The sequence below is a fragment of the Bacillus sp. AM 13(2015) genome, assembly GCF_001518755.1.
Taxonomy (GTDB): domain Bacteria; phylum Bacillota; class Bacilli; order Bacillales; family Bacillaceae; genus Bacillus; species Bacillus safensis.
The window spans coordinates 1-24,732 of record NZ_LKCP01000094.1 but is presented as its reverse complement, the minus strand read 5'-3'; the positions used below and the strand labels follow the sequence as shown (position 1 = coordinate 24,732).

General features: G+C 43.3%; 28 protein-coding genes. 7 read left to right on the top strand and 21 right to left on the bottom strand.

Annotated features, from left to right (window positions below; all coding sequences use genetic code 11):
- The first annotated feature begins 7 nt into the window (after nt 1–7).
- On the top strand, nt 8–1,201 hold the full coding sequence (locus AOQ70_RS18405) for a pyridoxal phosphate-dependent aminotransferase (RefSeq protein ID WP_059377957.1): 1,194 nt from the start codon (nt 8–10) through the stop codon (nt 1,199–1,201).
- A gap of 15 nt (nt 1,202–1,216) precedes the next feature.
- Here AOQ70_RS18405 and AOQ70_RS18400 read toward each other — a convergent pair whose 3' ends face one another.
- From AOQ70_RS18400 to AOQ70_RS18345, 12 genes are all read right to left on the bottom strand, one after another.
- The gene (locus AOQ70_RS18400) at nt 1,217–2,008 is read right to left on the bottom strand and encodes an SDR family oxidoreductase (RefSeq protein ID WP_269433642.1); all 792 of its coding nucleotides are present in this window, start codon (nt 2,006–2,008) and stop codon (nt 1,217–1,219) included.
- 104 nt (nt 2,009–2,112) lie between these two features.
- Nucleotides 2,113–2,568, bottom strand: a complete 456-nt coding sequence (locus AOQ70_RS18395) for a dTDP-4-dehydrorhamnose 3,5-epimerase family protein (RefSeq protein ID WP_058838504.1) — start codon at nt 2,566–2,568, stop codon at nt 2,113–2,115.
- Entirely contained in the window at nt 2,561–3,415 is an 855-nt protein-coding gene (rfbD, locus tag AOQ70_RS18390) for a dTDP-4-dehydrorhamnose reductase (RefSeq protein WP_059377887.1), read from the bottom strand. The genes AOQ70_RS18395 and rfbD overlap by 8 nt, the downstream gene beginning before the upstream one ends.
- A 3-nt stretch (nt 3,416–3,418) precedes the next feature.
- On the bottom strand, nt 3,419–4,384 hold the full coding sequence (gene rfbB, locus AOQ70_RS18385) for a dTDP-glucose 4,6-dehydratase (RefSeq protein WP_059377885.1): 966 nt from the start codon (nt 4,382–4,384) through the stop codon (nt 3,419–3,421).
- Complete coding sequence (locus AOQ70_RS18380) at nt 4,381–5,121, bottom strand: sugar phosphate nucleotidyltransferase (protein WP_058838502.1); 741 nt, start codon at nt 5,119–5,121, stop codon at nt 4,381–4,383. Before AOQ70_RS18380 ends, rfbB begins: the two co-directional genes overlap by 4 nt.
- A gap of 2 nt (nt 5,122–5,123) precedes the next feature.
- On the bottom strand, nt 5,124–6,152 hold the full coding sequence (locus AOQ70_RS18375) for a PseG/SpsG family protein (RefSeq protein ID WP_059377882.1): 1,029 nt from the start codon (nt 6,150–6,152) through the stop codon (nt 5,124–5,126).
- A complete protein-coding gene (locus AOQ70_RS18370) occupies nt 6,149–6,889 on the bottom strand; it encodes a cytidylyltransferase domain-containing protein (RefSeq protein ID WP_059377880.1) in 741 nt (246 codons plus the stop codon). The genes AOQ70_RS18375 and AOQ70_RS18370 overlap by 4 nt, the downstream gene beginning before the upstream one ends.
- On the bottom strand, nt 6,879–8,003 hold the full coding sequence (locus AOQ70_RS18365) for an N-acetylneuraminate synthase family protein (RefSeq protein ID WP_059377877.1): 1,125 nt from the start codon (nt 8,001–8,003) through the stop codon (nt 6,879–6,881). The genes AOQ70_RS18370 and AOQ70_RS18365 overlap by 11 nt, the downstream gene beginning before the upstream one ends.
- A 1-nt stretch (nt 8,004) precedes the next feature.
- Nucleotides 8,005–8,880 carry a GNAT family N-acetyltransferase gene (locus AOQ70_RS18360; RefSeq protein ID WP_059377876.1) on the bottom strand — a complete coding sequence of 292 codons (876 nt, stop codon included), beginning with the start codon at nt 8,878–8,880 and terminating at the stop codon, nt 8,005–8,007.
- Nucleotides 8,877–10,055 carry a DegT/DnrJ/EryC1/StrS family aminotransferase gene (locus AOQ70_RS18355; RefSeq protein WP_059377873.1) on the bottom strand — a complete coding sequence of 393 codons (1,179 nt, stop codon included), beginning with the start codon at nt 10,053–10,055 and terminating at the stop codon, nt 8,877–8,879. The genes AOQ70_RS18360 and AOQ70_RS18355 overlap by 4 nt, the downstream gene beginning before the upstream one ends.
- Nucleotides 10,056–10,076: 21 nt before the next feature.
- Complete coding sequence (locus AOQ70_RS18350; protein ID WP_059377872.1) at nt 10,077–11,489, bottom strand: capsular polysaccharide export protein, LipB/KpsS family; 1,413 nt, start codon at nt 11,487–11,489, stop codon at nt 10,077–10,079.
- Nucleotides 11,490–11,495: 6 nt separating this feature from the next.
- Entirely contained in the window at nt 11,496–12,266 is a 771-nt protein-coding gene (locus AOQ70_RS18345) for a glycosyltransferase family 2 protein (RefSeq protein WP_059377955.1), read from the bottom strand.
- Between the two features lie 184 nt (nt 12,267–12,450).
- On the opposite strand from AOQ70_RS18345, the gene AOQ70_RS18340 reads away from it, so the two are divergent.
- The 3 genes from AOQ70_RS18340 to AOQ70_RS18330 all read left to right on the top strand — a co-directional run bounded on the left by AOQ70_RS18340 (nt 12,451) and on the right by AOQ70_RS18330 (nt 14,599).
- Nucleotides 12,451–13,116 (top strand): YIP1 family protein, encoded by a 666-nt coding sequence (locus AOQ70_RS18340; RefSeq protein ID WP_231730911.1) that lies wholly within the window; start codon nt 12,451–12,453, stop codon nt 13,114–13,116.
- Nucleotides 13,117–13,309: 193 nt separating this feature from the next.
- Complete coding sequence (gene gerQ / locus AOQ70_RS18335) at nt 13,310–13,852, top strand: spore coat protein GerQ (RefSeq protein ID WP_034660388.1); 543 nt, start codon at nt 13,310–13,312, stop codon at nt 13,850–13,852.
- Between the two features lie 129 nt (nt 13,853–13,981).
- Nucleotides 13,982–14,599, top strand: coding sequence for a cupin domain-containing protein (locus AOQ70_RS18330; RefSeq protein WP_059377870.1), 618 nt, complete (start codon nt 13,982–13,984; stop codon nt 14,597–14,599).
- Nucleotides 14,600–14,640: 41 nt separating this feature from the next.
- On the opposite strand, the gene AOQ70_RS18325 is transcribed toward AOQ70_RS18330, so the two are convergent.
- The 3 genes from AOQ70_RS18325 to AOQ70_RS18315 form a co-directional block, all read right to left on the bottom strand.
- Complete coding sequence (locus tag AOQ70_RS18325) at nt 14,641–15,012, bottom strand: DUF423 domain-containing protein (RefSeq protein WP_025093833.1); 372 nt, start codon at nt 15,010–15,012, stop codon at nt 14,641–14,643.
- Between the two features lie 70 nt (nt 15,013–15,082).
- Nucleotides 15,083–16,390 (bottom strand): purine/pyrimidine permease, encoded by a 1,308-nt coding sequence (locus AOQ70_RS18320; RefSeq protein WP_041087711.1) that lies wholly within the window; start codon nt 16,388–16,390, stop codon nt 15,083–15,085.
- A 33-nt stretch (nt 16,391–16,423) separates the two neighbouring features.
- Complete coding sequence (locus tag AOQ70_RS18315; RefSeq protein WP_039182322.1) at nt 16,424–16,756, bottom strand: YwdI family protein; 333 nt, start codon at nt 16,754–16,756, stop codon at nt 16,424–16,426.
- Nucleotides 16,757–16,926: 170 nt separating this feature from the next.
- On the opposite strand from AOQ70_RS18315, the gene AOQ70_RS18310 reads away from it, so the two are divergent.
- Complete coding sequence (locus AOQ70_RS18310) at nt 16,927–18,285, top strand: aldehyde dehydrogenase (protein ID WP_059377867.1); 1,359 nt, start codon at nt 16,927–16,929, stop codon at nt 18,283–18,285.
- A 33-nt stretch (nt 18,286–18,318) separates the two neighbouring features.
- Here AOQ70_RS18310 and AOQ70_RS18305 read toward each other — a convergent pair whose 3' ends face one another.
- The gene (locus AOQ70_RS18305; RefSeq protein WP_039182328.1) at nt 18,319–18,999 is read right to left on the bottom strand and encodes a uracil-DNA glycosylase; all 681 of its coding nucleotides are present in this window, start codon (nt 18,997–18,999) and stop codon (nt 18,319–18,321) included.
- The gene (locus AOQ70_RS18300) at nt 18,996–19,823 is read right to left on the bottom strand and encodes a glycosyltransferase family 2 protein (RefSeq protein ID WP_059377864.1); all 828 of its coding nucleotides are present in this window, start codon (nt 19,821–19,823) and stop codon (nt 18,996–18,998) included. Before AOQ70_RS18300 ends, AOQ70_RS18305 begins: the two co-directional genes overlap by 4 nt.
- A gap of 128 nt (nt 19,824–19,951) precedes the next feature.
- Here AOQ70_RS18300 and AOQ70_RS18295 point away from each other — a divergent pair, with 128 nt between their 5' ends.
- Together AOQ70_RS18295 and AOQ70_RS18290 are read left to right on the top strand one after the other, a co-directional pair.
- Complete coding sequence (locus tag AOQ70_RS18295) at nt 19,952–20,266, top strand: general stress protein (RefSeq protein WP_059377862.1); 315 nt, start codon at nt 19,952–19,954, stop codon at nt 20,264–20,266.
- A gap of 125 nt (nt 20,267–20,391) precedes the next feature.
- Entirely contained in the window at nt 20,392–21,201 is an 810-nt protein-coding gene (locus tag AOQ70_RS18290; protein WP_059377859.1) for a bifunctional hydroxymethylpyrimidine kinase/phosphomethylpyrimidine kinase, read from the top strand.
- Nucleotides 21,202–21,250: 49 nt separating this feature from the next.
- Here AOQ70_RS18290 and AOQ70_RS18285 read toward each other — a convergent pair whose 3' ends face one another.
- The 4 genes from AOQ70_RS18285 to AOQ70_RS19830 all read right to left on the bottom strand — a co-directional run.
- A complete protein-coding gene (locus tag AOQ70_RS18285; protein ID WP_059377857.1) occupies nt 21,251–22,324 on the bottom strand; it encodes a chitobiase/beta-hexosaminidase C-terminal domain-containing protein in 1,074 nt (357 codons plus the stop codon).
- Between the two features lie 154 nt (nt 22,325–22,478).
- Nucleotides 22,479–22,733 carry a hypothetical protein gene (locus tag AOQ70_RS18280; protein WP_024423823.1) on the bottom strand — a complete coding sequence of 85 codons (255 nt, stop codon included), beginning with the start codon at nt 22,731–22,733 and terminating at the stop codon, nt 22,479–22,481.
- A gap of 217 nt (nt 22,734–22,950) precedes the next feature.
- Entirely contained in the window at nt 22,951–24,291 is a 1,341-nt protein-coding gene (locus AOQ70_RS18275; protein ID WP_059377855.1) for an MFS transporter, read from the bottom strand.
- Between the two features lie 173 nt (nt 24,292–24,464).
- The coding region (locus tag AOQ70_RS19830) for a hypothetical protein (protein WP_197414618.1) at nt 24,465–24,732 on the bottom strand (268 nt) is incomplete at its 5' end.

Genomic DNA, 24,732 nt, shown 5'->3' with positions numbered 1-24,732 from the left:
TAATGTGGTGAAGATCTTACCATCTAACGTGATTGAACGGCTGCCAGAACAGAAATTTGGAACCGTCTTTGAGAAAATTGCACATAAAGCACAAAACGGGGCGAACATCATAAACCTTGGGCAGGGAAATCCTGATCTTCCGACTCCTGCACATATCGTAAGCGCCCTTCAAGAGGCAGCAGGCACTTTAGAGTTTCAGCAATATGCACCTTTTAGAGGCTTCGACTTTTTCAAGCAAGCCATTGCAGATTTCTACAAAAAAGAATTCGGGACTGAGATAGACCCACAGAAAGAAGTGGCCCTTTTCAATGGGGGGAAAACAGGCCTTTATGTCATGAGTCAGTGTCTGCTTGACCCAGGGGACATTGCCCTCGTCCCCGATCCAGGATACCCAGAATATCATTCTGGGATCTTGATGGCAGACGCAAAGCCCTACTGCATCAAACTTGAATCGAAAAATGGCTATTTGCCGAATCTCTCCTCAATTGATCCGGAGGTGCTCAAAAAGGCAAAGGTTCTTTTCTTAAATTATCCGAATAACCCAACAGGTGCTGTGGCAAATGATGCATTTTTTGAAGAGGCTGCTGATTTTGCATCGGCTCACGGACTGCATGTCATTCATGATTTTGCCTATGGTTCATTTCATTATGAGCAAAAACCAGTAAGCTTTCTGAATGCTCCTCTTGGAAAAAGTGTAGGAGTAGAATTATATTCTCTATCCAAAACATTTAATATGGCAGGGTGGAGAGTCGCTTTTGCTGTAGGTAATGAGGACATCATCCAAGCCATTAACGCCTTCCAAGATCATGTGTTTGTCAGTATGTATGGCGGATTTCAACAAGCCGCAACCGTCGCCTTGCAAAGTGATGACCATCACATTCAATCATTAAAAGAGGTCTACCTTGAGCGAATTCACTTCTTCATCCGTCAGGCAGAAAAGCAGCTAGGATGGTCCATCGAACGTCCAGCTGGCGCCTTTTATTTATGGGCTCCAATCCCTGATGAGTTTGAACATTCTCATGCATTTGCAGACTATTTACTCGAACATACTGATGTCGTTGTCACGCCTGGGGGTGTGTTTGGAGCACATGGAAAACGTCATGTCCGCATCTCAATGGTTGCTCCAATAGAACAGCTTGCCCTGTTTATCGACCGGCTTCGCATCCTTCCGATTCGCTTTAATCAAAAAACCCGCATCTAGCGGGTTTTTTTGATGCTATATACTTTTCATTGCTCCACCATCGACAGATATTTGTTGTCCTGTAAGATAGGAGGCTTCCTCTGATGCGATAAAAGCAGCCAATGAAGCCATTTCACTCGCTGAGCCCACTCGTTGCATTGGAATTCCTGACGCTACAGCCTGTACAGCTTCTTCCCGCGATAATGCCTGTTTACGTATCATGTTTCCGATAAATTGTTCATACCGATCTGTAGCAATAAATCCTGGGTTTAAACAATTCACTGTGATCCCTGATGGTGCAAGCTGTGTGGCAGCATTTTTACTAGCATTGATAATCGCTGCATTCATCATGCTGTTCGTAAACATTTGGTCACCAGGTTCCTTCCATAGGTTCCCGACAATTTGAATGATCCGGCCATATTCATGTCGTTTCATCATCGCTGCTGCACGCTTCATCGTATCAATGTACGCAATGGCTTTTTGAGAAAATGCTGCCATCATCTGCTCGCTCTCACACGAATCAAAGGTATCTGGCTTTCCCCCCGGAATGTTATTAATCAACACATCCAGTCTGCCAAACTCTTTTTCTATTTCCTCAAAAGCCTCAGCCCGCACCCCTTCATCTGACATGTCGCCACAGAAAAGAGCCACCGGCTCCTTTGTTTCTGCCATACGCCCAATGTCCTGCTGCGCTTCTTCTAGTGAGGATTGATTTCTAGAATTGATGATGATCTTTACATTGTCTTGAGCGGCAAGCTTTATGGCGATGGCCTTTCCAATCCCTGTACTTGCTCCTGTTACAAATGCAATTCTTTTAGACAAACTCATCCACATCCCTTTTCTTATCAGCTTCGTACATATACATAAAATGACACATATAGAATGTATTTCAACAAAAAAAGACCTTTCTCCTGCGAAAGGCCCCTCGTTCTCTATTTAAATGTCGTTTCCCAATCAAACCCGATCATTTCGTCATTCCAGGCGATTCGCTTTTCATCTGGGTTTTTCGGGTCATACGATTCTGTTGTGAAATACACAATTTGCAGCGGCGTCTCACCTAATACACGGTAGCCATGCGCGACACCCTTTGGGATGAGAAGCAGCATCGGATTGTCTTCCCCCATATAATACACATCGGTTTGCCCCTTTGTGGGAGAGTCCTCACGCAAATCATATAACACGACCTGTGCATGACCTGCGGGGAAGAACCAAACGTCGTCTTGTTTTTCATGATAATGAAAGGCTTTGATCACGCCTGGAAAGCTTTTCGACCATGACGCCTGACCAAAGCGTTTCAGCATCGGTTCATCATCTCGAATGAGCTCTGCAAAAAAGCCGCGGTCATCACAATGTTTCATGAGTTTTTTCGTTTGAACACCATCAATCATGCTGATGCCATCTCCCTTCTTTCTGCAAGTATTCGTGAAGTGCATCCTTCCAATGCCTCGGCTGCCAGCCTGTGGCTTCAATCGCTTGAAGATCTAAGACAGAATAGGCCGGGCGTGGCGTTTGGAAGCTGTACTCTTCCGTGGAAATCGGCTCAATTGTGGCGGACAAGCCGCTTTTCATCACAATTTCTGACGCAAAATCAAACCAGGAACAGCTTTCTCGGTTACTGACATGGTACACGCCTGCCTTCTGATCAAACAAATGAATCAGAGCCTCAGCTACATCCTTTGTATAAGTAGGAGACCCTATCTGATCGTTCACAATGCGTAAATGATCCTTCGTTTCAGCAAGCCGAAGAATGGTATTCACAAAATTATGCCCCTCATGTCCGTAAAGCCACGAGGTACGAATGATTTTCACTTCGTCTGATACAAGCTGAATCAATTCCTCACCAAGCTTTTTACTCTTTCCATAAATGGTTTGAGGGTCTGCTTGTGCATCGACTTGGTAAGGGGTGTCCGCCTGCCCGTCAAACACATAATCTGTACTGACATGTAACACATCAGCCCCTGCGCGCTTTGCTTCTAATGCTGTATAGTAGGCGCCAATGCCATTCACAAGATACGCCTTTTCGGTTTCTGTTTCACATTGATCAACAGATGTATAGGCTGCTGCACTGACAACAATATCAGGCTGATAGTGTCTCATCGCATGCCTGACCGCTTGCTGGTCTGCGATATTGAGCATGTTCCTCGTTAAGGCAATGACGGTCATGTCTTTTTCCTTGAGCTGCCTGCTCAATTCTTTCCCTAATTGGCCGCCTGCACCGGTGATTAAAACTTTCATCCGTCACCCTTCTTCGCTCTGATCGTATTTGGCTCGATACCAATTGATCGTTTTTTCGATACCTTCTTCAAATGACGTCTCCTGCGTCCAGCCGAGCTCGCCTTTTAGCTTACTGGCATCAATGGCATACCGTCTGTCATGTCCTTTTCGATCTTGAATAAACGCAATTTGATCATGACTGATCCCGAGCTGCGATAAAATTGTTTTGGTCAAATCGAGATTTGTTTTCTCATTGCCGCCGCCAATATTGTATACTTGCCCCGCTGTGCCATTTTCGAGCACCTGCTTCACAGCTCTCGCATGGTCCTCTACATACAGCCAATCGCGAATTTGCTGGCCGTCTCCATAAATCGGGATTTTCTCTCCATTGACTGCTTTTCTAATAATGGTCGGGATTAATTTTTCCTCATGCTGATACGGTCCGTAATTGTTGCTGCATCGTGTAATCATCGCGGGTAATTGGTGAGTGTGGATATAGGATTTCACAAGCAGGTCTGAACTCGCCTTGCTTGCTGAATAAGGATTATTCGGTGAAAGTGGTGTTTGTTCTGTGAAAGCAGGATCATCTGGCTCCAAATCTCCATATACTTCGTCTGTTGAAATATGAATGAGCTTTTTCGCCTTTCCTTTTAAGACCGCTTCAAGCATACGATACGTTCCGAGGACATTTGTTTGAATAAAAGGCTCTGCTGATTCAATGCTGCGATCAACATGCGATTCTGCCGCAAAATGAATGATGGCATCATAGACTTCGTCAAATGCTTGGTCCAGCTCATGCTGAAGGGTGATATCCCCTTGAATAAAACGAAAATGAGACAACTTTAATAATTCATCCATCTCCTCTGGATGGCTGGCATACGTTAATTTATCAAAAACGGTGAGCCGGACATCTGTATCCTGAAGCAGCAGCTTCACAAAATTCAGTCCGATAAAACCCGCTCCGCCTGTAATTAAATAAGACTTCGTCATTCGGATCCCTCTTTTTTCTTCATCGTTTCAAACATTTTCGCAGATGCTTGGTGGAGAGATTCATGTGTTCCTGCATCAATCCACCACCCTTTTAACATATCATAGGTCAGCTGACTATTTGAGATATAGAGATTGTTCACGTCTGTAATCTCTAATTCGCCTCGATCTGACGGTGAGATTCTCTCAATATATTGAAAGACTTCCTGGTCATAAAAATAGATGCCCGTGACGCAGTAAGATGAGCGCGGATACTCCGGCTTTTCCTCTATTGATAAAATCCGTTGGCGCGTGGCATCAATTTCTGCAATGCCAAACCGCTTTGGATCTGCCACTTCTTTCAACAAAACCTTGGCTCCTCTTTCTTGCTGCTGAAAGGCTTCAACAAAAGAATTTAGTGAATCCTCAAATACATTATCACCAAGCATCAGCACAAACTTCTCCCCTTCTACAAAGGGCTTTGCATAGGATAAACCGTCTGATATTCCAGACGCTTCAGGCTGTACCTGATATACGATGTTCATCCCCAGTTCCTGATCGCTTTCAAGCAGCTTTTGAAACAGCGGGATTTGTTCTTCTTGTGATATGACCATCACATCTAAAATCCCTGCTTCCTTCAATTTGAACAATGACCAATAAATCATTGGATATGGACCAACCGGCAATAAATGTTTATTGAAAATCTTCGTTAAAGGCGCCAGTCGTGATCCCTTTCCTCCTGCTAAAATAACTCCCTTCACATCTACACATCCTTATGTTCTTTTTGGTGATGATTCATGAGGTGTATAAGAATGTTTTTCACTCGTTCAGTTCCTTTTCCATCTATGAGTGTCCGTCCATTGAGATGAATGCTTCTGCGGAGAAAATAGCTGCCGGACAGTCTTTCCACAGCACGCCGAATATCTTTTTCATCCACAAGTTCACCTAATCCAAGATGGTGACAGGCTCCCTTTTGCGCAAAACGAGCGGCTGTCACTGTTTGGTGGTCTACTTGTGAAAGGACAATACTGGGCACTCCGATACAAACTGCCTCGTATAATGTCATCCCGCCAGCCACTATTGCCAGATCGGCTTCCGAGAGACGCGCAAGTAATTGATCTGTATGACGAATGAATTGAATATGCTCAGCCTCTATTTGTTCTTCAATGCGGGAGGCTTTTCCTGTAACCGCTAAAATGTGTAGGTGGTCAGCTTCGAGAAGTGCTGATACAGCCTTTGATAACAATCCACGCGGGTCACTGCCACCAAGACTGATGACCACCTTTTTGCATTCTTTTCGAACCTCATATGTGTCTTTTAATCGGCTTATCTCTTGATCTAACAATAAATAAGGTGTTCCATCAAAATATGCTGTCCCATCTACTTGCATGTGCTTTTCGTCCAGACCGCCATAAATGCCGTTCACGACAGCATCGGCAAGCTGACACGCTTCTGCTCTATTTTCTTCGAATAAAACCAGCCTTGCAGAGCCGGAGGACGCTTTGATCAATCGAAGAAATTGGAGGTCACAATCAAGTACATCAATCAGCAAAAGATCAGGATTCAGCTCTTTTATATCCTTTTCCATCTGAAGGAATGCCTTCGACTCCTGCACCAAATGAACGTGCCAATTTGGACCTGAGAGCATTTCTACACAGATCTGTTCATTTGTATAGAAATATAAGTCGTTTCCTTCTTGAAGCAGTTCATTTGCCAGCCGTTTCATTCTGACAACATGCCCCATTCCTCTTAAAAACCCGCCATACACAACAATCATGATTTTCTTGTTCATTCAGCACCCTTCTGTTTCACAAATTGATTCAATCGAACAATATCAGGATCTTGTTCGCAAATGGTGATGAGTTCAGCCGTAGGCACATCAATGGAGCCGCCAGCTTTCTCTAGTAAACGGGTCGCAAACTCATAATCTTCTTCTGTATCAATCGTGAATCGATAAGCAGGATATGCAAGTTCTTTGGGCGGTGTGAATAATTGCAGATGAAATTGCTCAGGATGCTTTCTGATATAGAGCGTGACATGCTCACGCTCTGGCTGCGTAAGGGGAAAATTGTCGATTTTACTTAAAATCTGTGCGTCGATCATTTCCCCGGAAATACCGAGTGGTGTGCCAGTCGTATACGTGTAATCAACCTTCTCTTGTCTATGTTTTTCAAGCATTTTCGACAAAAGGGCCGGATCTATAAATGGGTTATCTCCTGTTAAACGCACAATGATTTGCGGTTCAAAATGACGGACAATCTGCGCAAATCGCTGCAATACATCTGTCTCACTGCCACGAAATACTTTATATCCCTTTGAGAGACAATAATGAGCTAGCAGATCATCTTCTGCCTCAACTGTTGTGGCGATCATGAGGTTCTGCGTTTTGTGATTGTAATGATCTGATTGCTTTACCCGTTCAACAATCAGGTCGATCAGCGCCATACCGCCGATCGGTTTCATCACCTTTTTGGGCAGTCTTGTTGAGCCCATTCTCGCCTGTATGACAAAGAGCACATCATTGATCATTTGGCGTCTCCTGCATGAGTACATCTTTCCACGAAACCCCTGTATGGGCTGGGATATCTCTGACAGCCTTTGCGCCAAGTAAAATCGCCATATAACGCGGATGCAGACCTTGGCTTTTTTGTCCTGGACGTAACACAGCTAGATTTTCTGCGGTCAATGTCTCGCCCTTCGCAATGCCTTTTGTCGTAAAAATGCCTCGATACGCAAATTCACGAATCTTGCCTTCAATAGCTGTTGTCGTTTTATAAGAACTGCCAAGGAGCTCTTCTGGCACTGAATGAGTGTCAGCTTCTTTTAGATTCCGCTGCTTTTCTGCCGCTCGAATATGCTGAACCATTTCCTTCAATTCATCAGGATCAAGAGCAAAGGAATGATCCGCCCCAGGTAACGTTTTATCTACTGTAAAATGCTTTTCAATGATTGCTGCCCCAAGCTTCACAGCGGCCACTGGCGCTTCAGTCGGATGCTCACTATGATCAGAAAAGCCAATAACTGCATCGGGAAATGCCGCAGCTAATGTTTGAAGCACTCGCAGATTCGTGTAAGCTCTAGGTGCTGGATACTTTGCTATGCAATGCATGATAGCGACCTGCTGATTTTGTTCGCTTGTAATCGCCTCATATGCTTCATGGACATCTGAAATGGTTGCCCCAGCTGTTGAGAAAATAATGGGCTTTTGAAAAGATGCCGTGTGACGCATAAGCGGCAAATGATTGATTTCATAGGATGCCAGTTTGAAAGCCGGCGGATTAGTCTGATTCAATAGATCCGCAGATTCTTCGTCACACACTGTGCTTAAAAAAATCAGCCCTTTTTCCGCGCAGCGTGACAATAACACCGGAAGCCATTCTGGCGGCAGCTCCATTTGTTCTACTAAAGAAAAAATGGACACCTCTTCTCCCTTGGCTGTTTCATACAAACCCGGTTCCTTTTGATACATCCGACCAGCTTGAAACATTTGAAACTTCACCGCATCGGCACCTGCTTCTTTTGCCACATCAATTAAAGCAAGTGCCTGATCCAGCTTTCCATCATGGTTAATGCCTGCCTCTGCAATGATAAAGACAGGCGCACCATCCCCCACTTTGCGATCTCCGATATAGAAATGCGCCATCTTACCTCTCTCCTTTTTTCGGCCACACATGGTAATACAAGAAGGCATTTTTTGTTCTAAAGCCCAGCTTTTCGTACAGCTGAATCGCGGTTGTGTTATGCATCTGAGTACCGGCAGACATAAACCGGTGCCCTCTCTCATACGAGGCTTTTATCATCGCCATAACCAGCTTTTTTCCGATCCCTTTTCCTTGTACATCTGGTCTAATGGACAATAAATCAAGGATCAGTTCTTCGCCCTTTGTTACACCTTGAATCAATCCAATGACTTCACCGTTCACCTTTGCCGCGAGATTGATATCTGCACGTCCGAGTAAATTATTTCTCATCCATTCCTGAAAGAAATGCTGGACGACATTCTGATCTAGAAAAGGATCAAGTGCATACCGGCTTTTCCCAAAAGCTTGATGAGCAAGTGACACCGCCTCATCGTATTCCTTTTCATCCGGCAGACTGATGACCACATCTTCACCTGTTGATGGCATTTCCATTTGAACAGGCGACGCCTCAAGACGAGTGAGACCGCCTACATAGTACACATGTGACAGCCTTTGGACGATGCGGTTTTTTGCAAGATCAGACGCTTCAAGACGTAAAAAGAAAAAATCGCATTTTTCTGTTCTCATCCAATTGATGAAACGCTCCATCAATTCTTGAAAAGCTGACGCTGACTCCGCTTCTATGAACTTCACATGAAAAATATGCTGATCAAAAATGCCACTTTCCCATTTTGACCATTCATATAACAGGACCGCTTTGAGCTGGGCGCCATTAACAAGAGCAAACTGCTTGAAGGCGTTCATTTGTTCCGCTTGTTGGCCGTATTTCTCCAGCCAAGCCGCCAGCACCTGATCATCGATGGAATGAACGACCTTCATGATGATGCCTTCTGTTCTTTTAAAATAGACAGCACCGCTGTGATAACATCCTGCACATCTTCATCTGTCATACTTGGATAGAGCGGCAGTGAGATCGTCTGCTTGTAGTATGCGAGTGACTCAGGGAAATCCTCTGGTGAATAGTGATACGTTTGTTGATAGTATGGGTGCAGGTGAACAGGGATAAAGTGAACACTCGTGCCGATTTTAAATTCCTTTTGCAGTTGATCAATCAGTTCATCACGCGTGATGAATGCTTCTTTTGGATTTACTTGCAGTACATACAAATGCCATGCATGTCTTCCTTCTTGATGCACAGGCGGCAGGATCAGGCTCGCTTCTTTTTGAAAAGCCTGATTGTATTCTTTTGCAATCTGTTCTCTCCGTGCCTGCATGTCATCTAGTCGGCTTAGCTGAACAAGTCCTAACGATGCCTGCACGTCAAACATATTCATTTTATAACCAGGTTCCTCGACCTCGTAATACCACGTTCCTTTTTCTCCATAACGATTCCACGCTCCCTTGCTCATCCCATGGAGCGCTAGTCGTCTAATTCGAGCCGCAAGCGCATCATCATTTGTTGTCAGCATGCCGCCTTCACCAGTCGCTAGGTTTTTCGTTGCATAAAAGCTAAAAGCGGTCGCATCCCCAATCGATCCAACGGGCTGACCGTGGTACGTTGTGTAAAGAGCATGGGCAGCATCTTCAAGTACAAATAGATCATACTTTTTGGCAATCGCTAAAATCCGGTCCATATCGCACGATTGACCAGCAAAGTGAACAGGGACAATTGCTTTTGTATGTGGTGTTATGGCCGCTTCTATTTTCTCTGCATCCAGATTGAGTGTTGCTGGATCAATATCGACAAATACAGGCGCTGCTCCCGTATGGATGATTGTATTTGCTGTTGCGCAGAATGTCAGAGGTGTTGTAATCACCTCATCCCCAGCCCCAATCCCTCTTGCCTTTAACGCTAAAAATAAAGCAGCCGTACATGAATTGACTGCGATCGCATGTTTTGCACCGGTCAGCTGCTGAAATTCTTCTTCAAACTGTCTTACTTTTGGTCCAGTTGACAGCCAGCCGGACTTTAATGTTCCGATGACTTCATCGATTTCTTCCTGTTCAATGAAAGGCAGAGCATAAGGAAGAAATTGTGCTCTCTTTTTTCCCATATCGCTTGCACACCCCTATCTTCATCTCTGAAAATCCACACCAGTTTTTGTTTTGAGCAGAGAAAGCAGAACATCGGTAGATCGCGCATGCGGATAGTGTTGTTTAATGAACTGAGCTCCTTGCTGCTTTGCCAGCTTCATCTCTTGTTCATCCGACAAAATACGAATGGCTTTCTCAGCTAGTTCAACAGGGTTTTCCATATGATAGCTGCCAAGCGACTCGTAATATGGGTATCTTCTGCCTTCTGTCATTTTCCCGATCAGCACACTCTTTTCAAAAAGCATGGCTTCAAGACCAACTGTTGATGTGAGCGTAATCACGATATCCACATATGGCAGCAGGTCATACAGGTCAATTTCTTTTTTAATCAATTTCACATGATTTCCCGCTCGTTCAATAGACACATAGTCGTTTAATCGATTTCGAGCAATTTCCCAAGGATGCGGCTTCATGATCAGCTGAATGTCTTTCCGTTTGGCAATCGTTTTAAGAACATCACCATAGAAGGCTTCAGAAAACGGCTGCGTTGCCACAAGCACGGTCTTTTTAGCCGGACTGAAGTTCAATTTACGAAAAATGAGATCCTGTTGAAGCGGTGTTCGCTCCTTCACCAAATCAAACCTCGGATGACCTGTGATTTCCACCTGTTCCGGCTGACAGCCTTTGTCTACATACCAGTCCTTTTCATACTTTCCAAACACCCCATGACAAGTCGTGAAAATCGGTAAAAAGGCTTCGTCTCCCATAAGCGCGCCGTGCTGAAGACAGATACTCGTCAGCTGGCGTTTCACTGTTTGCAAAGCGAGTACACGGCTGTAAGCATCCTCCGTCGTTCCAACAATAACAGCTGCAATCGGCTGCATTTGAAACAGCACTTCTATCTGGTCAATGACATCAATAAATTGCACAATATCCTTCCGCAATTTTTCTCTAAAAAAGACATTGCCAAAGACAGGGTGGTGAGCGTAAGGTTTAAGGAGAGCATTTGCTTTTTCAATATATTCAGCGTGGGCTTCTTTATTAACCTCTCCGGTTAATTCCGGCTTACTGATAACAGGTAATCCGAAATAATCTGCCTTCTTCCAGCGAGCAAGCACCACCGTTTGGTTTGGATGGAACCGCTTGTAATTTTGTTCAGTAAAACGCAGGTGTTCAAAGTGAAGCAATACCTTTCCATTCGCCGGACGATAAGCGATACGCTTGATCTGCTGCTTATGCTGATCAAAAAATGGCTGAATCTCTTCAGGTAATGGACAATCGGTTGTCAGTTCTTGACCAAATGCTTCATCTTCCATGCGTTCCCTCACTTCAGGACTGATATATTGATAGAAATTGCTGATCAACCCAAGAGGAATTTCCTTGTAGGACAAATCTTTCATCAGATTCACATACTCAAAGTACACCTGCCAATAATGATGAATATAGTGCGACATTTCAGGTCACCTCCCATATTTTTGTTTTAATATACTGCGGAGATCCCAGCAGGTAGACTGCTCGGGAAGTGCATGAATAAAGGCACTTTTCTCTTCTGCTGCCAGCTGATAATGAATCGACTGTTCTGTGATGTAATTTGTATCTAATATTTCATCAAAGGGATAAAACGGATAAAAATGATTTAATCGAAAAAAGAAGCGGGCATCCCCTATTCGATAAAAATGCGGACTCTCGTCCCAGTAGGACCCAAATTCATCATGAATTTTTGATAAAATGGATGCACGATGCACGACAGAGCAATGATCTATGGCGCAGGGAGCATTCCATTGCACTGTTTGCGCCGGCCGAATCATTTCCTTCACTGGCTCTTTTTTGCTATTTAAATAGATAACTTTAGAACTAGAATAGACAATATCTTTATCTGGATGGGCATCTAGATAATGAGTGAGCTTCTCTAAACGGTCCGGGGCATAGACATTGTCATCTGTGGCATAGGAAATATACTCGCCCTTTGCCAGTTCTAATGCTTGATTAATCAGCACGGCATAGCGAGTTTTCGCTGTTCTCTCTTCCAATGTTTTGATACCGCTTTGGATAAAGTGAACGCGGGGATCTTTGCGAAACGGTTCAATAGCAGCAAGGGTTTTTTCGTTTGATCCATCATCCATGATAAAAAGTTCAAAGTCTGACAGCGTCTGCTGCAGGACCGCTTCAATCGATCTGCCGACGTAAGCCGCCTTGTTGTAGCTCGTCATAATGACAGTTACTTTTGTCAAAATTATCACCTCGGTCTCTTTCAAACTATGTTTATCATATGTGTCTCCTCTTAAAGAGACTGTAGAGTGACCTATTTTTTATAAAATTGTATTTTTTTATTGATCTTTCTTTGAAAAACGTGAACTTTTTGGTAATATAAGTAATCATTTATGTGTATTAAAGGAGTAAAGAACATTGGAAGCTATGAAGAATGATCACTCCCAAGAAGAGGAAGTAAAAGGATTTTTTCGATTTTTTAAAATTTTCGTCGCGACAAAAACGATTATTCGCTCATATCGACATTCCAATATACCAATTTGGCTGATGATGCTCCTTGCAAGTATCGCCGGTACGGGCTGGATCTACGAAGGGTATTTTAGCGAGTATATGGGCAATCATATTCCATTCCCTTTTATTCTGTTACAAGGAGCGGGTTATGGTATTTTGGCAGGCAATATGATTCTATTTTTCGGTGCCCTCATCATCAAATGGTTAGGGCGTCTCTTTTTCGGCTGTCAAACGGCGTATCGTGATATACTCAAGGCCTGCACACTGACGGTCTTTTTCCCTTCTGCTTTATTTGCACTTACTTGGATTTCCACTGTGGGGATGCTCGGTCCGTATACGTTTGTTAAAATCACACCATATTTAGATCAGCATTATGAAGTATGGTATTATATCGATCTTTTAACTCTTACGGATGTATATGCAAAGACGTGGATATTTGGAATGGCTGTTTTAGGCATTGTCGCTGTGATGAAGCTCAGATTATGGCAAGCCTTCATCATTGTGATCACACCGCTCGCCGCGTTTTTTCTCATCGTGACACTTTTATTTGATGTCCAGCACGCTGTAAACTGGATCATGTAAAAAGGACGAGTACCGATAGAAGGCGAAGGTTTGTCTACACACTGAGGAATTGCGCAGCAGTTCCTTTTTTTCGTTCAATGTACATATTCTCCCCTCCTGTCTCATAGTGTGAAAGAGAGAAAGAATGCTATGGAAACAACAGGCGCCTAAACGCCTTCTGTTTAGAACACCATGAGGAAAGAGGAGGAACGTTATGAAATTGAAAAATCAATTTGGGCAAGGTTCGGGTTTCGAAGGTCAAGATTTCCGCCAGCAACAATATGGAGCAAATCCGTATCCTGCGCAGCAGATGGGTTATTCAGTCCCTCCCCAAACGCAGGGTCAAATGCAAGGACAAATGCAGCAGGGGTTTTCACCAATGCCGTCTACCGGCACTTCACAAGGAGGCCAAGGAACGCAAGGCGGCGGTCAGCCATATCAAATTCCTTCTGGACCGATTTATCAGCAAAATGTCACCGGACAGCTGCCTATTGAGCAGTCCTATATTGAAAATATTTTACGATTGAACCGCGGCAAGGTAGCCACGATTTATATGACGTTTGAGGCGAGTAAAGAATGGAATTCGAAGATTTTTAGAGGCGTCATTGAAGCTGCAGGACGTGACCACATTATCATTAGTGATAACAAAACAGGAACACGATACTTACTATTAACAATCTATCTTGATTACATTACGTTTGATGGAGAAATTCAGTACGACTATCCATATTCAATGTCAACATATTCTCCGAGATAACGACATACATGGCAAAAGCAAGGCTCAGGTGCCCTTGCTTTTTTCTTTTGTCTAGGTTTTTGTCACACCTCTGGGGCGCGGCTCATAAGATGCCTAGTAGTTTTTATCAAAAGCCTAGAGGTGACATCAATGACTGTTGAACTGGATTATACATCACCAAATGTGAAATTTTCATACGATCTGAATCAAAGCCCCCTTGTGAAATACGATCAGCATAACCTGATTAATGTGTTAGGAAAAAAACAATTAAACTCATTGGATCAAGTGTCCCTGCTGGATATATATTTGAGTAAAAGCAAAGTCGTAGAGCCTCATTATCATCAAAATGCCGCAGAGCTTGTTTATTGTATAGCCGGTTCTGCTGCCGTATCGATGCTGAATCCATTTACAAAAAAACTGCACACCTATACTATTACACCTGGACAGGTGGCAAACGTGCCTCAAGGCTGGTGGCACTATGAAGTCGCTCTCCAAGACAGAACTCATTTGTTAGCCATTTTTAACGCATCTACACCTGAAGTGATCCTAGGCTCAGACCTTCTCACCCTCACCCCTTCTCACATCATGGCCCATACTTATTGCATGAACGAAACACAATGGAAGCAGGCGACAAAGCCTGTGAAACCAAGCGTGTTTATCGGACCATTTTGCCACCGGGAGGAGGAGGCTCAAACGCACCCTGTCCCTCCTTCTCATTACGTCCCTTATTATCAAGCACCACCCAATTATACTCCTTACTGGAGTTAAGAAAAAAACCGATGCCCCTATGAGAGCATCGGTTTTTTACCTTATAAATTTTTTGCTGCTGCAATGACAAGCATGATCCAAGAGGCGATAAATGCTACTCCGCCAATTGGGGTAATGGCACCTAGAATCTTCACCTGAGTCAATGCCAGCACATAAAGGCTTCCTGAGAAGAAAAGGATGCCTGCAAGCATCACCCAGCCAGCGGCAGGAACCAAGGAGACACCTGACAGCTTATCTGCAAGAAAAGCGACAACAAATAAGCCAATGGCATGGAACATCTGATATTGAACACCTTTATTCCATATTTCTATATATTTTTCAGGGATTTTCCCTTCTAGACCGTGCGCACCGAAGGCTCCAAGGCCTACAGCAAGCATGGCGTTAATGGCACCTAAAATGAAAAATAGTTTCATTCGTCATTCTCCTTATCTCGTCAATTATGTTTATCATAGCGCGGGTGAAGGGCGACATTCAACTTTCCCTTTACGTTGACACGAGATTGTCAGATTTCTTTTTCTTTCGTAACAAGACCTGATCGACAACAATCGCAATGAGCGTGCCTAGAACAAGACCGTTGCTTAATAATGAAATGAGCACAGGATGCATGCCTTTCAAGGCCCCCTGAGGCACAAACATCGCCCCTACGCCTGCTAAAACGGCAATCCCAAGGACAAAGCGAATCCGCGGAATTTCTTCTTTCTCATATTGATCAAACTCTGACATCGCAATCCCAATCATAGAAGAGAAGACCACAAAGTTTACAGCAAGCCCCACAGGTGATGGCAATGCAGAGAAAAAGCTCATGAGCAGCGGAAACAAACTAATGAGAACAACAAGCAGACTTCCTATGAAAAAAGGCTTTCTCGAAGGAATTTTGGTTGTCTGGATAAATCCTGCTGCCCCCGAAATAGGTACAGGCGCAATCGCACCGATCAGCCCGCTTAGTAAATGACCAAATGCTGCGACAAAACCGGCAGGACGTGCTCTCTTCCGCTCACGCAGTTCACCAAATGCCTTCACTGAGCTTTCCACAATTCGGATACTTGCCAGCATGTTCACAATGAGTAAAATCGTTATAAAAAAGGACGTGACAAGCAATCCACTGTCAAAGACCGGCATACCGAATGGAAACAGCTTCGGAAACTCGATGATTTGCTCTGGAATTCGAACTGGCTTCGCCAATCCGAGTAGAGCGAATAACAGCCATCCGCCTGCAAGTGCGAATAACACAGAAAACTGCCTCAAGTAATGCCATTTTGAGCGGCTGATCATGAAGGTGAGGATAATAATCAAGATCGATAAGCAAAAGACAAGCCCGTCTACTTGATTTCCTCGATACCCGATGCCCATCAGCCCTTTCATGATTGGCTGACTTAGCTGCACAACAAGCAGCAGCAGGTAAATGCCTGTGACGACTGGCGTAAATAAAGACGCGAGCCAATTGATGATTTTAAATAGACTAAAAATAAAAAAGAAAATAGCACTAAAAATTAAAGCCCCTTGTAATGCTTGCAAGGTTTCAGGATACGTCGCAAAGATTGTTCCTGTCATGCCGGCATAAAGCGTATACACACCCCACCAAAGCCCTGCTGGACTTTCATTGATTGGCAGCATATGGCCGCATAAACACTGCACCATCGCCACAAGACCAAGTGAAAAGAAAGTACTTTGAATCAGCTCTGCCGATTGTACTTGGTTCAATTCAAATGCTTGTGCAATCGCAATTGGTACGGCAATAGAAGCTGCGATAAAAAATGCCATCCACTGAATGGCGCCCAAAAATAGTTTCAAACTGATCACCTTCCCTTTGTCGTGACAAGACCATTAAAAATCAAAAATAGAGTCGCCGTTCCCGTCCTTCTCTTTTTGACCCTCATCATTTTGCTGAAATTTCTTCGCGCCGCTTGTGCCCATGAGTTTCTCAAGCATGGCTTGATCTGTAGACACAGATGGCGCTGATGGTGTATGTATCGATGGAGGTGGTGAGATGACTGGCGACTGCGGCATTTGCACCTGTGATGGTGCGTCGAGAATGACATCACATAGTGAAGAAATGGCCGCCACTTGACGTTTCACCTCTTCATCATTTCCACTTTGTTTTGCTTTTTGAACCGCTTCCTCCATTTTTTGAAGCAGGCTTGATATATGAATATTCAAGGGTAGACCCTCCAATCTAAAAAAATCTCTTTTCAACATTATTTTACCAAATGAACAAACCAAATGGGTTCATTTTTTCAAAGCAGTGCGCTCACGCCTCTCTTAATTGACCCGTCACCTTTATTCACACATAATAAAAGAAACAAAATCGTCTATGAAAGGATTAAATAATGAACAAGCTCACAGCTCTATTTCAGAAACAAAAAGTCTTTCAGAAGCCGGCAGTTAAAGAACGCATCCGCATTCTTCAAGACTTAAAAGCAGCAATCAAACAGTATGAGAAGGATATTTTACAGGCCTTAGCCCATGATTTACATAAATCCGAACAGGAAGCCTATACAACGGAGATCGGGATGGTGTATGAAGAAATCAATCATACCATCAAGCACCTTCACAAATGGGCGAAGCCAACACGCGCGAAAACACCGCTGACTCATATCGGATCGAAAAGCATGATCATCAAGGAGCCCTATGGAAGTGTGCTCATCATTGCTCCTTGGAACTATCCTTTCCAATTGGCCCTTTCTCCATTAGTCGGCGCGATTTCTGCGGGAAATGCCGTGATCTTAAAACCGTCTGAGCTGACCCCGGCAGTCTCACAAGTGATCAGCACTATCATCAAACGTGTATTTCAAGAAGACCATGCGGCTGTCGTAGAGGGCGGTGTCGATGTCAGTACAGAGCTGCTGAAGCTGCCCTTTGATTATATCTTCTTTACTGGTAGTGTGGCAGTCGGCAAAGTCGTCATGGAAGCCGCCGCAAAGCATTTGACCCCTGTCACACTTGAGCTTGGCGGAAAAAGCCCTTGCATCGTCATGCCTGATGCCGACATCAAGCTGGCAGCGAAGCGGATCACCTTTGGAAAATTCACTAATGCAGGGCAAACCTGCATTGCACCAGACTATTTGCTCGTTCATGAATCCATCAAAGAGAAACTTTTGCGAGAAATGACGGCCTGTATCCGTGACTTTTATGGTGAACATCCCGAAACACATCCGCACTTCGGAAAAAATGTCAGTCAGCGTCATTTTGACAGGCTTTCACAATTTCTCTCAAATGGAATGATCGTCACAGGTGGACAGCGCAATGAACACGAGCTTAAAATCGCTCCGACCATTTTAGACGACATCACTTGGGAGGATCCCGTCATGCAGGAGGAAATTTTCGGGCCGATCCTGCCTGTCATGACCTTTGATTCTCTGCATGAGGCAGCGCATATGATCAAAGCAAGGCCAAAGCCGCTGGCGCTTTACTTATTTACAACAAATAAAGACACAGAATCGTATATTCTAGAAAACCTCTCATTTGGCGGAGGATGTATCAATGACACGCTTATGCATGTCGCTACACCTTACCTGCCATTCGGAGGCGTCGGCGAAAGCGGCATGGGACGATATCACGGGAAGGAAAGCTTCTTTACTTTTACGCATGAAAAAAGCGTCCTGCGTCAAACGAACCGCTTCGATTTTTCCTTCCGTTATCCAAATGCGAAAAACGGACTCGACTTGGTCCGCAAATTTTTAAAATAAACAGGACGAAGGGGCTCTCCCCTCGTCCTATTTTCATTCAATATCCTTGATACACCAATTGATTTCTTCGAATCCCATTTGCTTTAAATACGTGTTTACCTTTGAAAACGGCCGGCTGCCAAAAAAGCCGTTTCTTGCAGAAAAAGGACTTGGATGAGGTGACTCAATGATGTAATGCTTGTTTTGATCAATGCGTTCTTTCTTATTTTGAGCATGTCTTCCCCATAACACAAAAACGACGGGCTGATCACGTTCATTCAGCACATCAATCACGCGGTCTGTCACACGTTCCCAGCCCTTGCCTTTATGCGAATTCGCCTCTCCCTTCCTCACAGTCAGCACAGTGTTTAAGAGCAGCACACCCTGCTCTGCCCAGCTGACAAGTGAGCCGTGGTTTGGAACAGGACAGCCAAGATCATCCTTTAGCTCTTGAAAAATATTTCTCAAAGATGGCGGGTGTTTGACGCCTGGCTGAACAGAAAAGCTTAATCCATGTGCCTGCCCTGGGCCATGATAAGGGTCTTGTCCTAAAATCACCACTTTGACCTTTTCATATGACGTCAAATGAAGGGCACGATACACGTCATCTGGTTTTGGAAAAACGGTCTGCGTGCGATATTCTTCCTTCATCCATTCTCGTAATTCCTGATAATATGGCTGTTCAAATTCACTTTTCATCACAGCCCACCAGCTATCATTTAAAAATGGCTTCATTGTGGTTTTCCTCCTTCTACTTGCTGCGCTAGTCTGGAGATCATCGGTTTTCCATCCCACACAATCTCACTCTCTGATTCTCGCTTTTTCATCGCTGGTTCTTCTAATAATATAGCAAAGTTCGCTGTTGGCAGGTCGCCTAAATCATGCTTTTCACTTAAATCATCTAGGTAGTTCTTCCTTGTTTCACCAAGATCACTAGACTGATTTCCACCGCCGTCAAAAAACGCATAGATCACGCTGGCAGCTGGTACTCGTTTAACTCGGGCATGCTGTGATACACGCAAAAAGAAGTCCCAGTCCCAATAATGATGCATCGCTGGATCAAAATAGCCAATCTCATCGTGTATAGAGCGTTTGTACATACTGCCGGAAGGAACATATGTAGAAAAGACACGCATATCCTCAATGTCCGCTGTATAAGCAAACAAACGTCTCGACAGTGGAAAACGGGTCGCGCCTTTTTCTTCAAACGACACAATTTCCGCATCAGAAAAGACAAAATCGGCATCTTCCAACTCCTTGCTCATGCGTTCGATATGACAAGGTGTGAAGTAATCATCGTCGTCACTCAGCATGATGACGTCGCCTGTCAGCTCCCGCACCCCCACATTTCTGGCATTCACATGCTGAACATTCTCATCTAAATGAATCAAGCGGATCGGAAGCTCAGGGTAAAGTTCCTGAATGATGTCGACTCGCTCTCCTGCATCATTGACGACGACAATTTCAAAAGGCTGTACGGTTTGTCTTGAAATGGATTCAAGCAGCTCACACAATGCGCTGAGCCGGTTATGTGTCACAATTAATAAGGAAATCTTCATATGCAGCTTACTCCTTTAATAGATTCGTCTTTTTCCATTAAAACATAAATTGGGTTTCTTCTCATGATATAAAAGGCGGTTTGATTTGACGGGAAAATGGGAATTTTTGATGAAAAGGAGTGATGATCATGGAATATATCACGGCTGAGAATAGTAAAGAAGCGAAACAGGCCATCGACCACTTTCATTCATCGGGTTCAACAAAGGACGCTGTATTTGTTTTTGCGTACGACCCAGAACGCTCTGATACCGTAACGGAGTATACAGACGCCAAAAGCATGACTGCGGTCGATCAAGGGATTTTGGATCAAGTCGCCAATGTCATTCGCACCCGGGATGATGAACTGATGGCCAAAATGATGTCAGCTGGCGCCGATCAAAAGTTAGCTTTAACCCTTTTAGACGAACTGAAAAAAGGGAAATTGGTGATTTGTAAAAGGTAAGAAAGAAAGGCGTTCCGAAGAGAGGAACGCTTTTTTATGCCGTTTCATTGTGATAAATGGAAAAGCTGATTATAATAAGGGATAGAACAATAACTGTTACACATCACATTGGAGGTTCAGCAACTATGTCTATGAATAAAGCACTCACCATCGCAGGTTCGGATTCAAGCGGCGGTGCAGGTATCCAAGCAGATTTAAAAACGTTTCAAGAAAAAAACGTCTACGGGATGACAGCTTTAACCGTTGTCGTTGCAATGGACCCTCATAATCATTGGGATCATCAGGTGTTTCCAATTGATACGGCGACGATTCGCTCGCAACTCTCTACCATTGTAGAAGGCATTGGTGTAGATGCCCTGAAAACAGGTATGCTCCCAACCGTCGACGTGATCGAGCTTGCAGCTGACACCATCAAAACATACGACCTAAAAAATGTCGTCATTGATCCTGTTATGGTTTGTAAGGGTGCGAACGAAGTCCTATACCCAGAGCACGCGGAAGCATTGCGCGAAAAGCTCACGCCACTGGCAACCGTTATTACACCTAACCTTTTCGAAGCAGGTCAATTAAGCGGAATCGGCGAGATCAAAACGATTGAACAAATGGAAGAAGCAGCAAAACGCATTCACGAACTTGGTGCTAAATATGTGGTCATCACTGGAGGCGGTAAGCTAAGCGAGGACAAAGCCATCGATTTGCTTTATGATGGACAAACCTTCGAACGCCTTGAAACAGATAAAATCGACACAGAATACACACACGGCGCAGGCTGCACATTCTCAGCAGCAGTCACAGCTGAACTAGCGAATGGATCAGACGTGAAAGAAGCCATTTATGCAGCAAAAGAATTCATCACTGCTGCCATCAAAGGCTCTTTCCAGCTAAACGAATACATCGGACCAACAAAGCATTCTGCTCATCGTTTTGACAAATAAAACAGAAAAAAACCGATTCGCCTTGTTAGTAGGTGAATCGGTTTTTTGTTTATCGAAAGCTGCGTCTCTGTGCAAACAGCCAATCGGTTAAGCCTGGCGTCTCATAAGCAGGCGTCCATGATGCATGGTCATATCCATACTTGCTTGCGTACTCCGTATAAAGCGGATTTCCGCCTGCTTTTTGAATAGCTTGAATTGTATTTCTCGCATAGCTGATAGGGATAATGGAATCATCTTCTGCATGAAATGCCCATATCGGCTTGTGTGCTAAAATTCCTGCCTTGCTTGGATCTGCACCCCCCGCAATAGGAATCATCGCTGCAAACAAACGAGGATATGTGATGTTCAACTGGTACGTGCCAAATCCACCTTGTGATAAACCCGTCGCATAAATCCTTTTCTGATCAATCTGATAAGAAGTTAACACATGCTGAAGGACATCATAAGCTTTGTGTAAATCCGGTGAAAATTGAAACACGTTTGTCAGATCGATTTCATTTTGCAAATTTCTTGTTAATGCAAAGCCTCCATCCACAGCATTTCGCGCCTGAGGGGCTAATACGTACGAAGGATGTTTCTTTTGGACTTCAGGGGAAGCCCATAAAACTGCACCATCATTCGCAAGTAACTGCTTTTGATTGTCTGTTCCCTTCTCACCGCCTCCATGTAAGAACAGGACGAGAGGATAGGCTTTACCCCTCTTACGATTTTTTGGAATATACAGCCGATAAGGCATTCCTTTGTATTCGAAAGATAAAAAAGATGATGCAATGTCCTCTCGTGTGACAAACCGATAATTGTATGTAGACGTGGAAAGGCGGTGGTTTTTCTTGTAAACGCTTACTTTTAAAGTCGTATCTTTTTCGATATGTATGGGCTTTTTGTACAACTGACTTTGAGTTGTCGGCTGGCTGCCATCTGTTGTGTAATAAAGAGAAGCTTTTTGAACGTGAGAATGCAGAGCTACCTCTTGTGAACGATAATATTGACCAGACGGGACTGAAGCAGTTGATGCAGCATACGACGTATGATTTCGGGCAGAAGAAATGGAAGGAAAAAGAAAACTCATAGAAAATAGGATAATCATAAAGGTGATCAGGCATTTCTTGGTTGTATGGTTCATATCGTTCCTCCTGTACATGCTCAGATGAATTTTTATTTATTATTTATCATGACAATAAAAATGTCAACGCTTTCATTTAAATTTCTGAATAATCTGACCGAAACAAAAAAGCATACCCGCAGCCGAGTACACTCTTTTATCCATACTTGAATGCCTATTTTTGCTGATCGGACTCTTTCGCCATTTTTCGAATAAAGGCCTCGATGGATTCAACAAATAAAGCATATTCTTTCATTTGTTTATACGTATCTGACAGCTTCTCTTTCACTTCTTCCTGCTCTAAAGAAGGTTCACCGAGAATAGATTGAACTTGAATGAGCAATTCTTTATATTCTTCACGTTTATCTTCAACATGATCTGCCATTGTCTCCAAGCGTTTTCTAGTCGTCGGCTGCTGTTTTGAATTCAAGTAAACAACCCCTTTTTTGTCCTACCGCATTTGGATAAACGTCAGCCTCAGCTGTATATATTTTAAAATGATACCATAATTCCACCTGTTATCATATATGTAAAACGTCATCAAACCGCTTTAGGCCAACCTTGTATATACACGATATAGACCTTAAGATACAGGCTGATTTCACTAGAAAAAAACAGATCATTGATCTGCTCAGATTGTAGACAAATTATTTTTCAAGCCGGATTTCCCCTATTTCCTTCTGACTCTTGAAGGCAGTTCTTTTTTGCTCAAATTTCATAGCTAATACTAATATGAAAGCTATTATTAAAATAATACTTAAGAAAATCAAACCGGCTTGCATTTTTCCTGTAGCATCTTTTAACCATCCAACTGCATAAGGGCCAACAAAACCTCCTAGACTTCCAATTGAATTAATGACTGCAATTCCAACAGCTACTGTGGCTGGACTCAATATCATAGTGGGCAATGACCAAAAAGGACCTTTAAAACAATACATGGCTGCCAATGATATGGTGATGAAAACCATTGCAATAAATGGATTGGATACCATTCCTACACTGAGTAACGTTAAACCAGCTACGAGTAATGGTAAAGCTGTGTGCATACGTCTTTCACCAGTGCGATCTGAGCGTCTTGACCAGTAATTCATGACGATTGAAGCAATAATGTAAGGGATTGTAGCAATGAAGCCGATCTGGGTGTTTGATAAATAACTAGATAAGCCTTTAATAATTTGGGGCATCCAATATCCAACACCCAGTGTACCTGCAGTATATACAAAGTAAATTAAGGCGAGGTACCACAGTTTAGGATCAGTCAAGGCCGTCTTATGACTAGAGGTTTGTTGGCCTTTCTTTTCTCGTAGCTCCTCGTCCTTTCTTAATTCTGAAATCAACCAATTTTTTTCTTCGGCTGTTAGCCACTTTGCTTGTTCTGGCCGGTCTGTTAAGTAGAAATATGTAACAAATCCTAAAATAACAGCAGGGGCGCCTTCGATAATAAACATCCAACGCCATCCAGGCACATTCATCCAATGAATATGATCAATAATTAAAGTAGAAACGGGAGCTCCTATAATATAAGAAACGGCGATTGCTGTCATAAACATCGCAATTGTACTTGCTCTTTCTTTAGCTCGGAACCAATAAGTAAGGTATAGAATAATACCTGGAAATAGACCTGCCTCTGCTATTCCAAGAAGGAATCTAATGATATAGAGCTGGGTAGCATTCTGAGCAAACCCAGTTGCCATAGAAATAATTCCCCAAGTAAAGAGTATCCTAGTAATCCAAACTCTTGCCCCAAATTTTTGCATTAAAATATTACTTGGTACTTCAAACAGAAAATAACCAATAAAAAAAATACCTGTCACAAGACCAAACATTTTACTTGTTAGTCCTAGTGCTTCATTCATTTCCAATGCAGCATATCCCACATTTGCCCTGTCTAGATAAGAAATAATATAGAGTAAAAATAGTAACGGGATAATTCTTCGTGTCACCTTTCGAATCGTCTTCTTTTCGAAATTCAATTGAGAATTTTCCAATCAAATTCCTCCTTTTAAAAAGAAATTTTGATAACGCTTACATTTATCTAAAAAATAAAGAGATACTCTTACGCTTCTGTAAGATGTCTAAGAGTATCTCCATTTACCCTTCTGTTGTTTCCTCAAGACAGCGAACAAAATGAAATATATCTTCTTTCATCGTGTCAAAACGTTTATTTCCAACTAGAAACGCTCTCAATATCTGGTATACCGTTAAATATTAAGTGTTTCGGTTGATAATTAATGTTACCTAACACCGTTTCTCCATCTACATCAGGAAAAGCAGTCTCAGTAGAAGTAGAATCCAGAACCACAAGGTTATTTGGAGTAAAAGTAAAATCGTCAATTCCTAACAATTTAGGAGCTGTTACCAGAACGGTTCTAAAAGCTTCATCTAGAGACAGTCCACCTACAATCATTTTAGAAATGATGTAGCTCATG

What these genes read in the sequence shown, in the direction of transcription:
- AOQ70_RS18350 (WP_059377872.1), bottom strand. Translation starts at nt 11,489, where the DNA reads ATGTCGCACTATATTCATCATTATTGGCAGGTGTACTTTGAGTATGTG.
- AOQ70_RS18330 (WP_059377870.1), top strand. Translation starts at nt 13,982, where the DNA reads ATGACTGTTGAACTGGATTATACATCACCAAATGTGAAATTTTCATAC.
- AOQ70_RS18285 (WP_059377857.1), bottom strand. Translation starts at nt 22,324, where the DNA reads ATGAACCATACAACCAAGAAATGCCTGATCACCTTTATGATTATCCTA.
- AOQ70_RS18325 (WP_025093833.1), bottom strand. Translation starts at nt 15,012, where the DNA reads ATGAAACTATTTTTCATTTTAGGTGCCATTAACGCCATGCTTGCTGTA.
- AOQ70_RS18305 (WP_039182328.1), bottom strand. Translation starts at nt 18,999, where the DNA reads ATGAAGCCATTTTTAAATGATAGCTGGTGGGCTGTGATGAAAAGTGAA.
- AOQ70_RS18340 (WP_231730911.1), top strand. Translation starts at nt 12,451, where the DNA reads ATGAAGAATGATCACTCCCAAGAAGAGGAAGTAAAAGGATTTTTTCGA.
- AOQ70_RS18355 (WP_059377873.1), bottom strand. Translation starts at nt 10,055, where the DNA reads ATGGGAAAAAAGAGAGCACAATTTCTTCCTTATGCTCTGCCTTTCATT.
- AOQ70_RS18365 (WP_059377877.1), bottom strand. Translation starts at nt 8,003, where the DNA reads ATGGCGCATTTCTATATCGGAGATCGCAAAGTGGGGGATGGTGCGCCT.
- gerQ (WP_034660388.1), top strand. Translation starts at nt 13,310, where the DNA reads ATGAAATTGAAAAATCAATTTGGGCAAGGTTCGGGTTTCGAAGGTCAA.
- AOQ70_RS18300 (WP_059377864.1), bottom strand. Translation starts at nt 19,823, where the DNA reads ATGAAGATTTCCTTATTAATTGTGACACATAACCGGCTCAGCGCATTG.
- AOQ70_RS18295 (WP_059377862.1), top strand. Translation starts at nt 19,952, where the DNA reads ATGGAATATATCACGGCTGAGAATAGTAAAGAAGCGAAACAGGCCATC.
- rfbB (WP_059377885.1), bottom strand. Translation starts at nt 4,384, where the DNA reads ATGACGAAGTCTTATTTAATTACAGGCGGAGCGGGTTTTATCGGACTG.
- AOQ70_RS18310 (WP_059377867.1), top strand. Translation starts at nt 16,927, where the DNA reads ATGAACAAGCTCACAGCTCTATTTCAGAAACAAAAAGTCTTTCAGAAG.
- AOQ70_RS18395 (WP_058838504.1), bottom strand. Translation starts at nt 2,568, where the DNA reads ATGATTGATGGTGTTCAAACGAAAAAACTCATGAAACATTGTGATGAC.
- AOQ70_RS18360 (WP_059377876.1), bottom strand. Translation starts at nt 8,880, where the DNA reads ATGAAGGTCGTTCATTCCATCGATGATCAGGTGCTGGCGGCTTGGCTG.
- AOQ70_RS18290 (WP_059377859.1), top strand. Translation starts at nt 20,392, where the DNA reads ATGTCTATGAATAAAGCACTCACCATCGCAGGTTCGGATTCAAGCGGC.
- AOQ70_RS18370 (WP_059377880.1), bottom strand. Translation starts at nt 6,889, where the DNA reads ATGATCAATGATGTGCTCTTTGTCATACAGGCGAGAATGGGCTCAACA.
- AOQ70_RS18400 (WP_269433642.1), bottom strand. Translation starts at nt 2,008, where the DNA reads ATGAGTTTGTCTAAAAGAATTGCATTTGTAACAGGAGCAAGTACAGGG.
- rfbD (WP_059377887.1), bottom strand. Translation starts at nt 3,415, where the DNA reads ATGAAAGTTTTAATCACCGGTGCAGGCGGCCAATTAGGGAAAGAATTG.
- AOQ70_RS18375 (WP_059377882.1), bottom strand. Translation starts at nt 6,152, where the DNA reads ATGAACAAGAAAATCATGATTGTTGTGTATGGCGGGTTTTTAAGAGGA.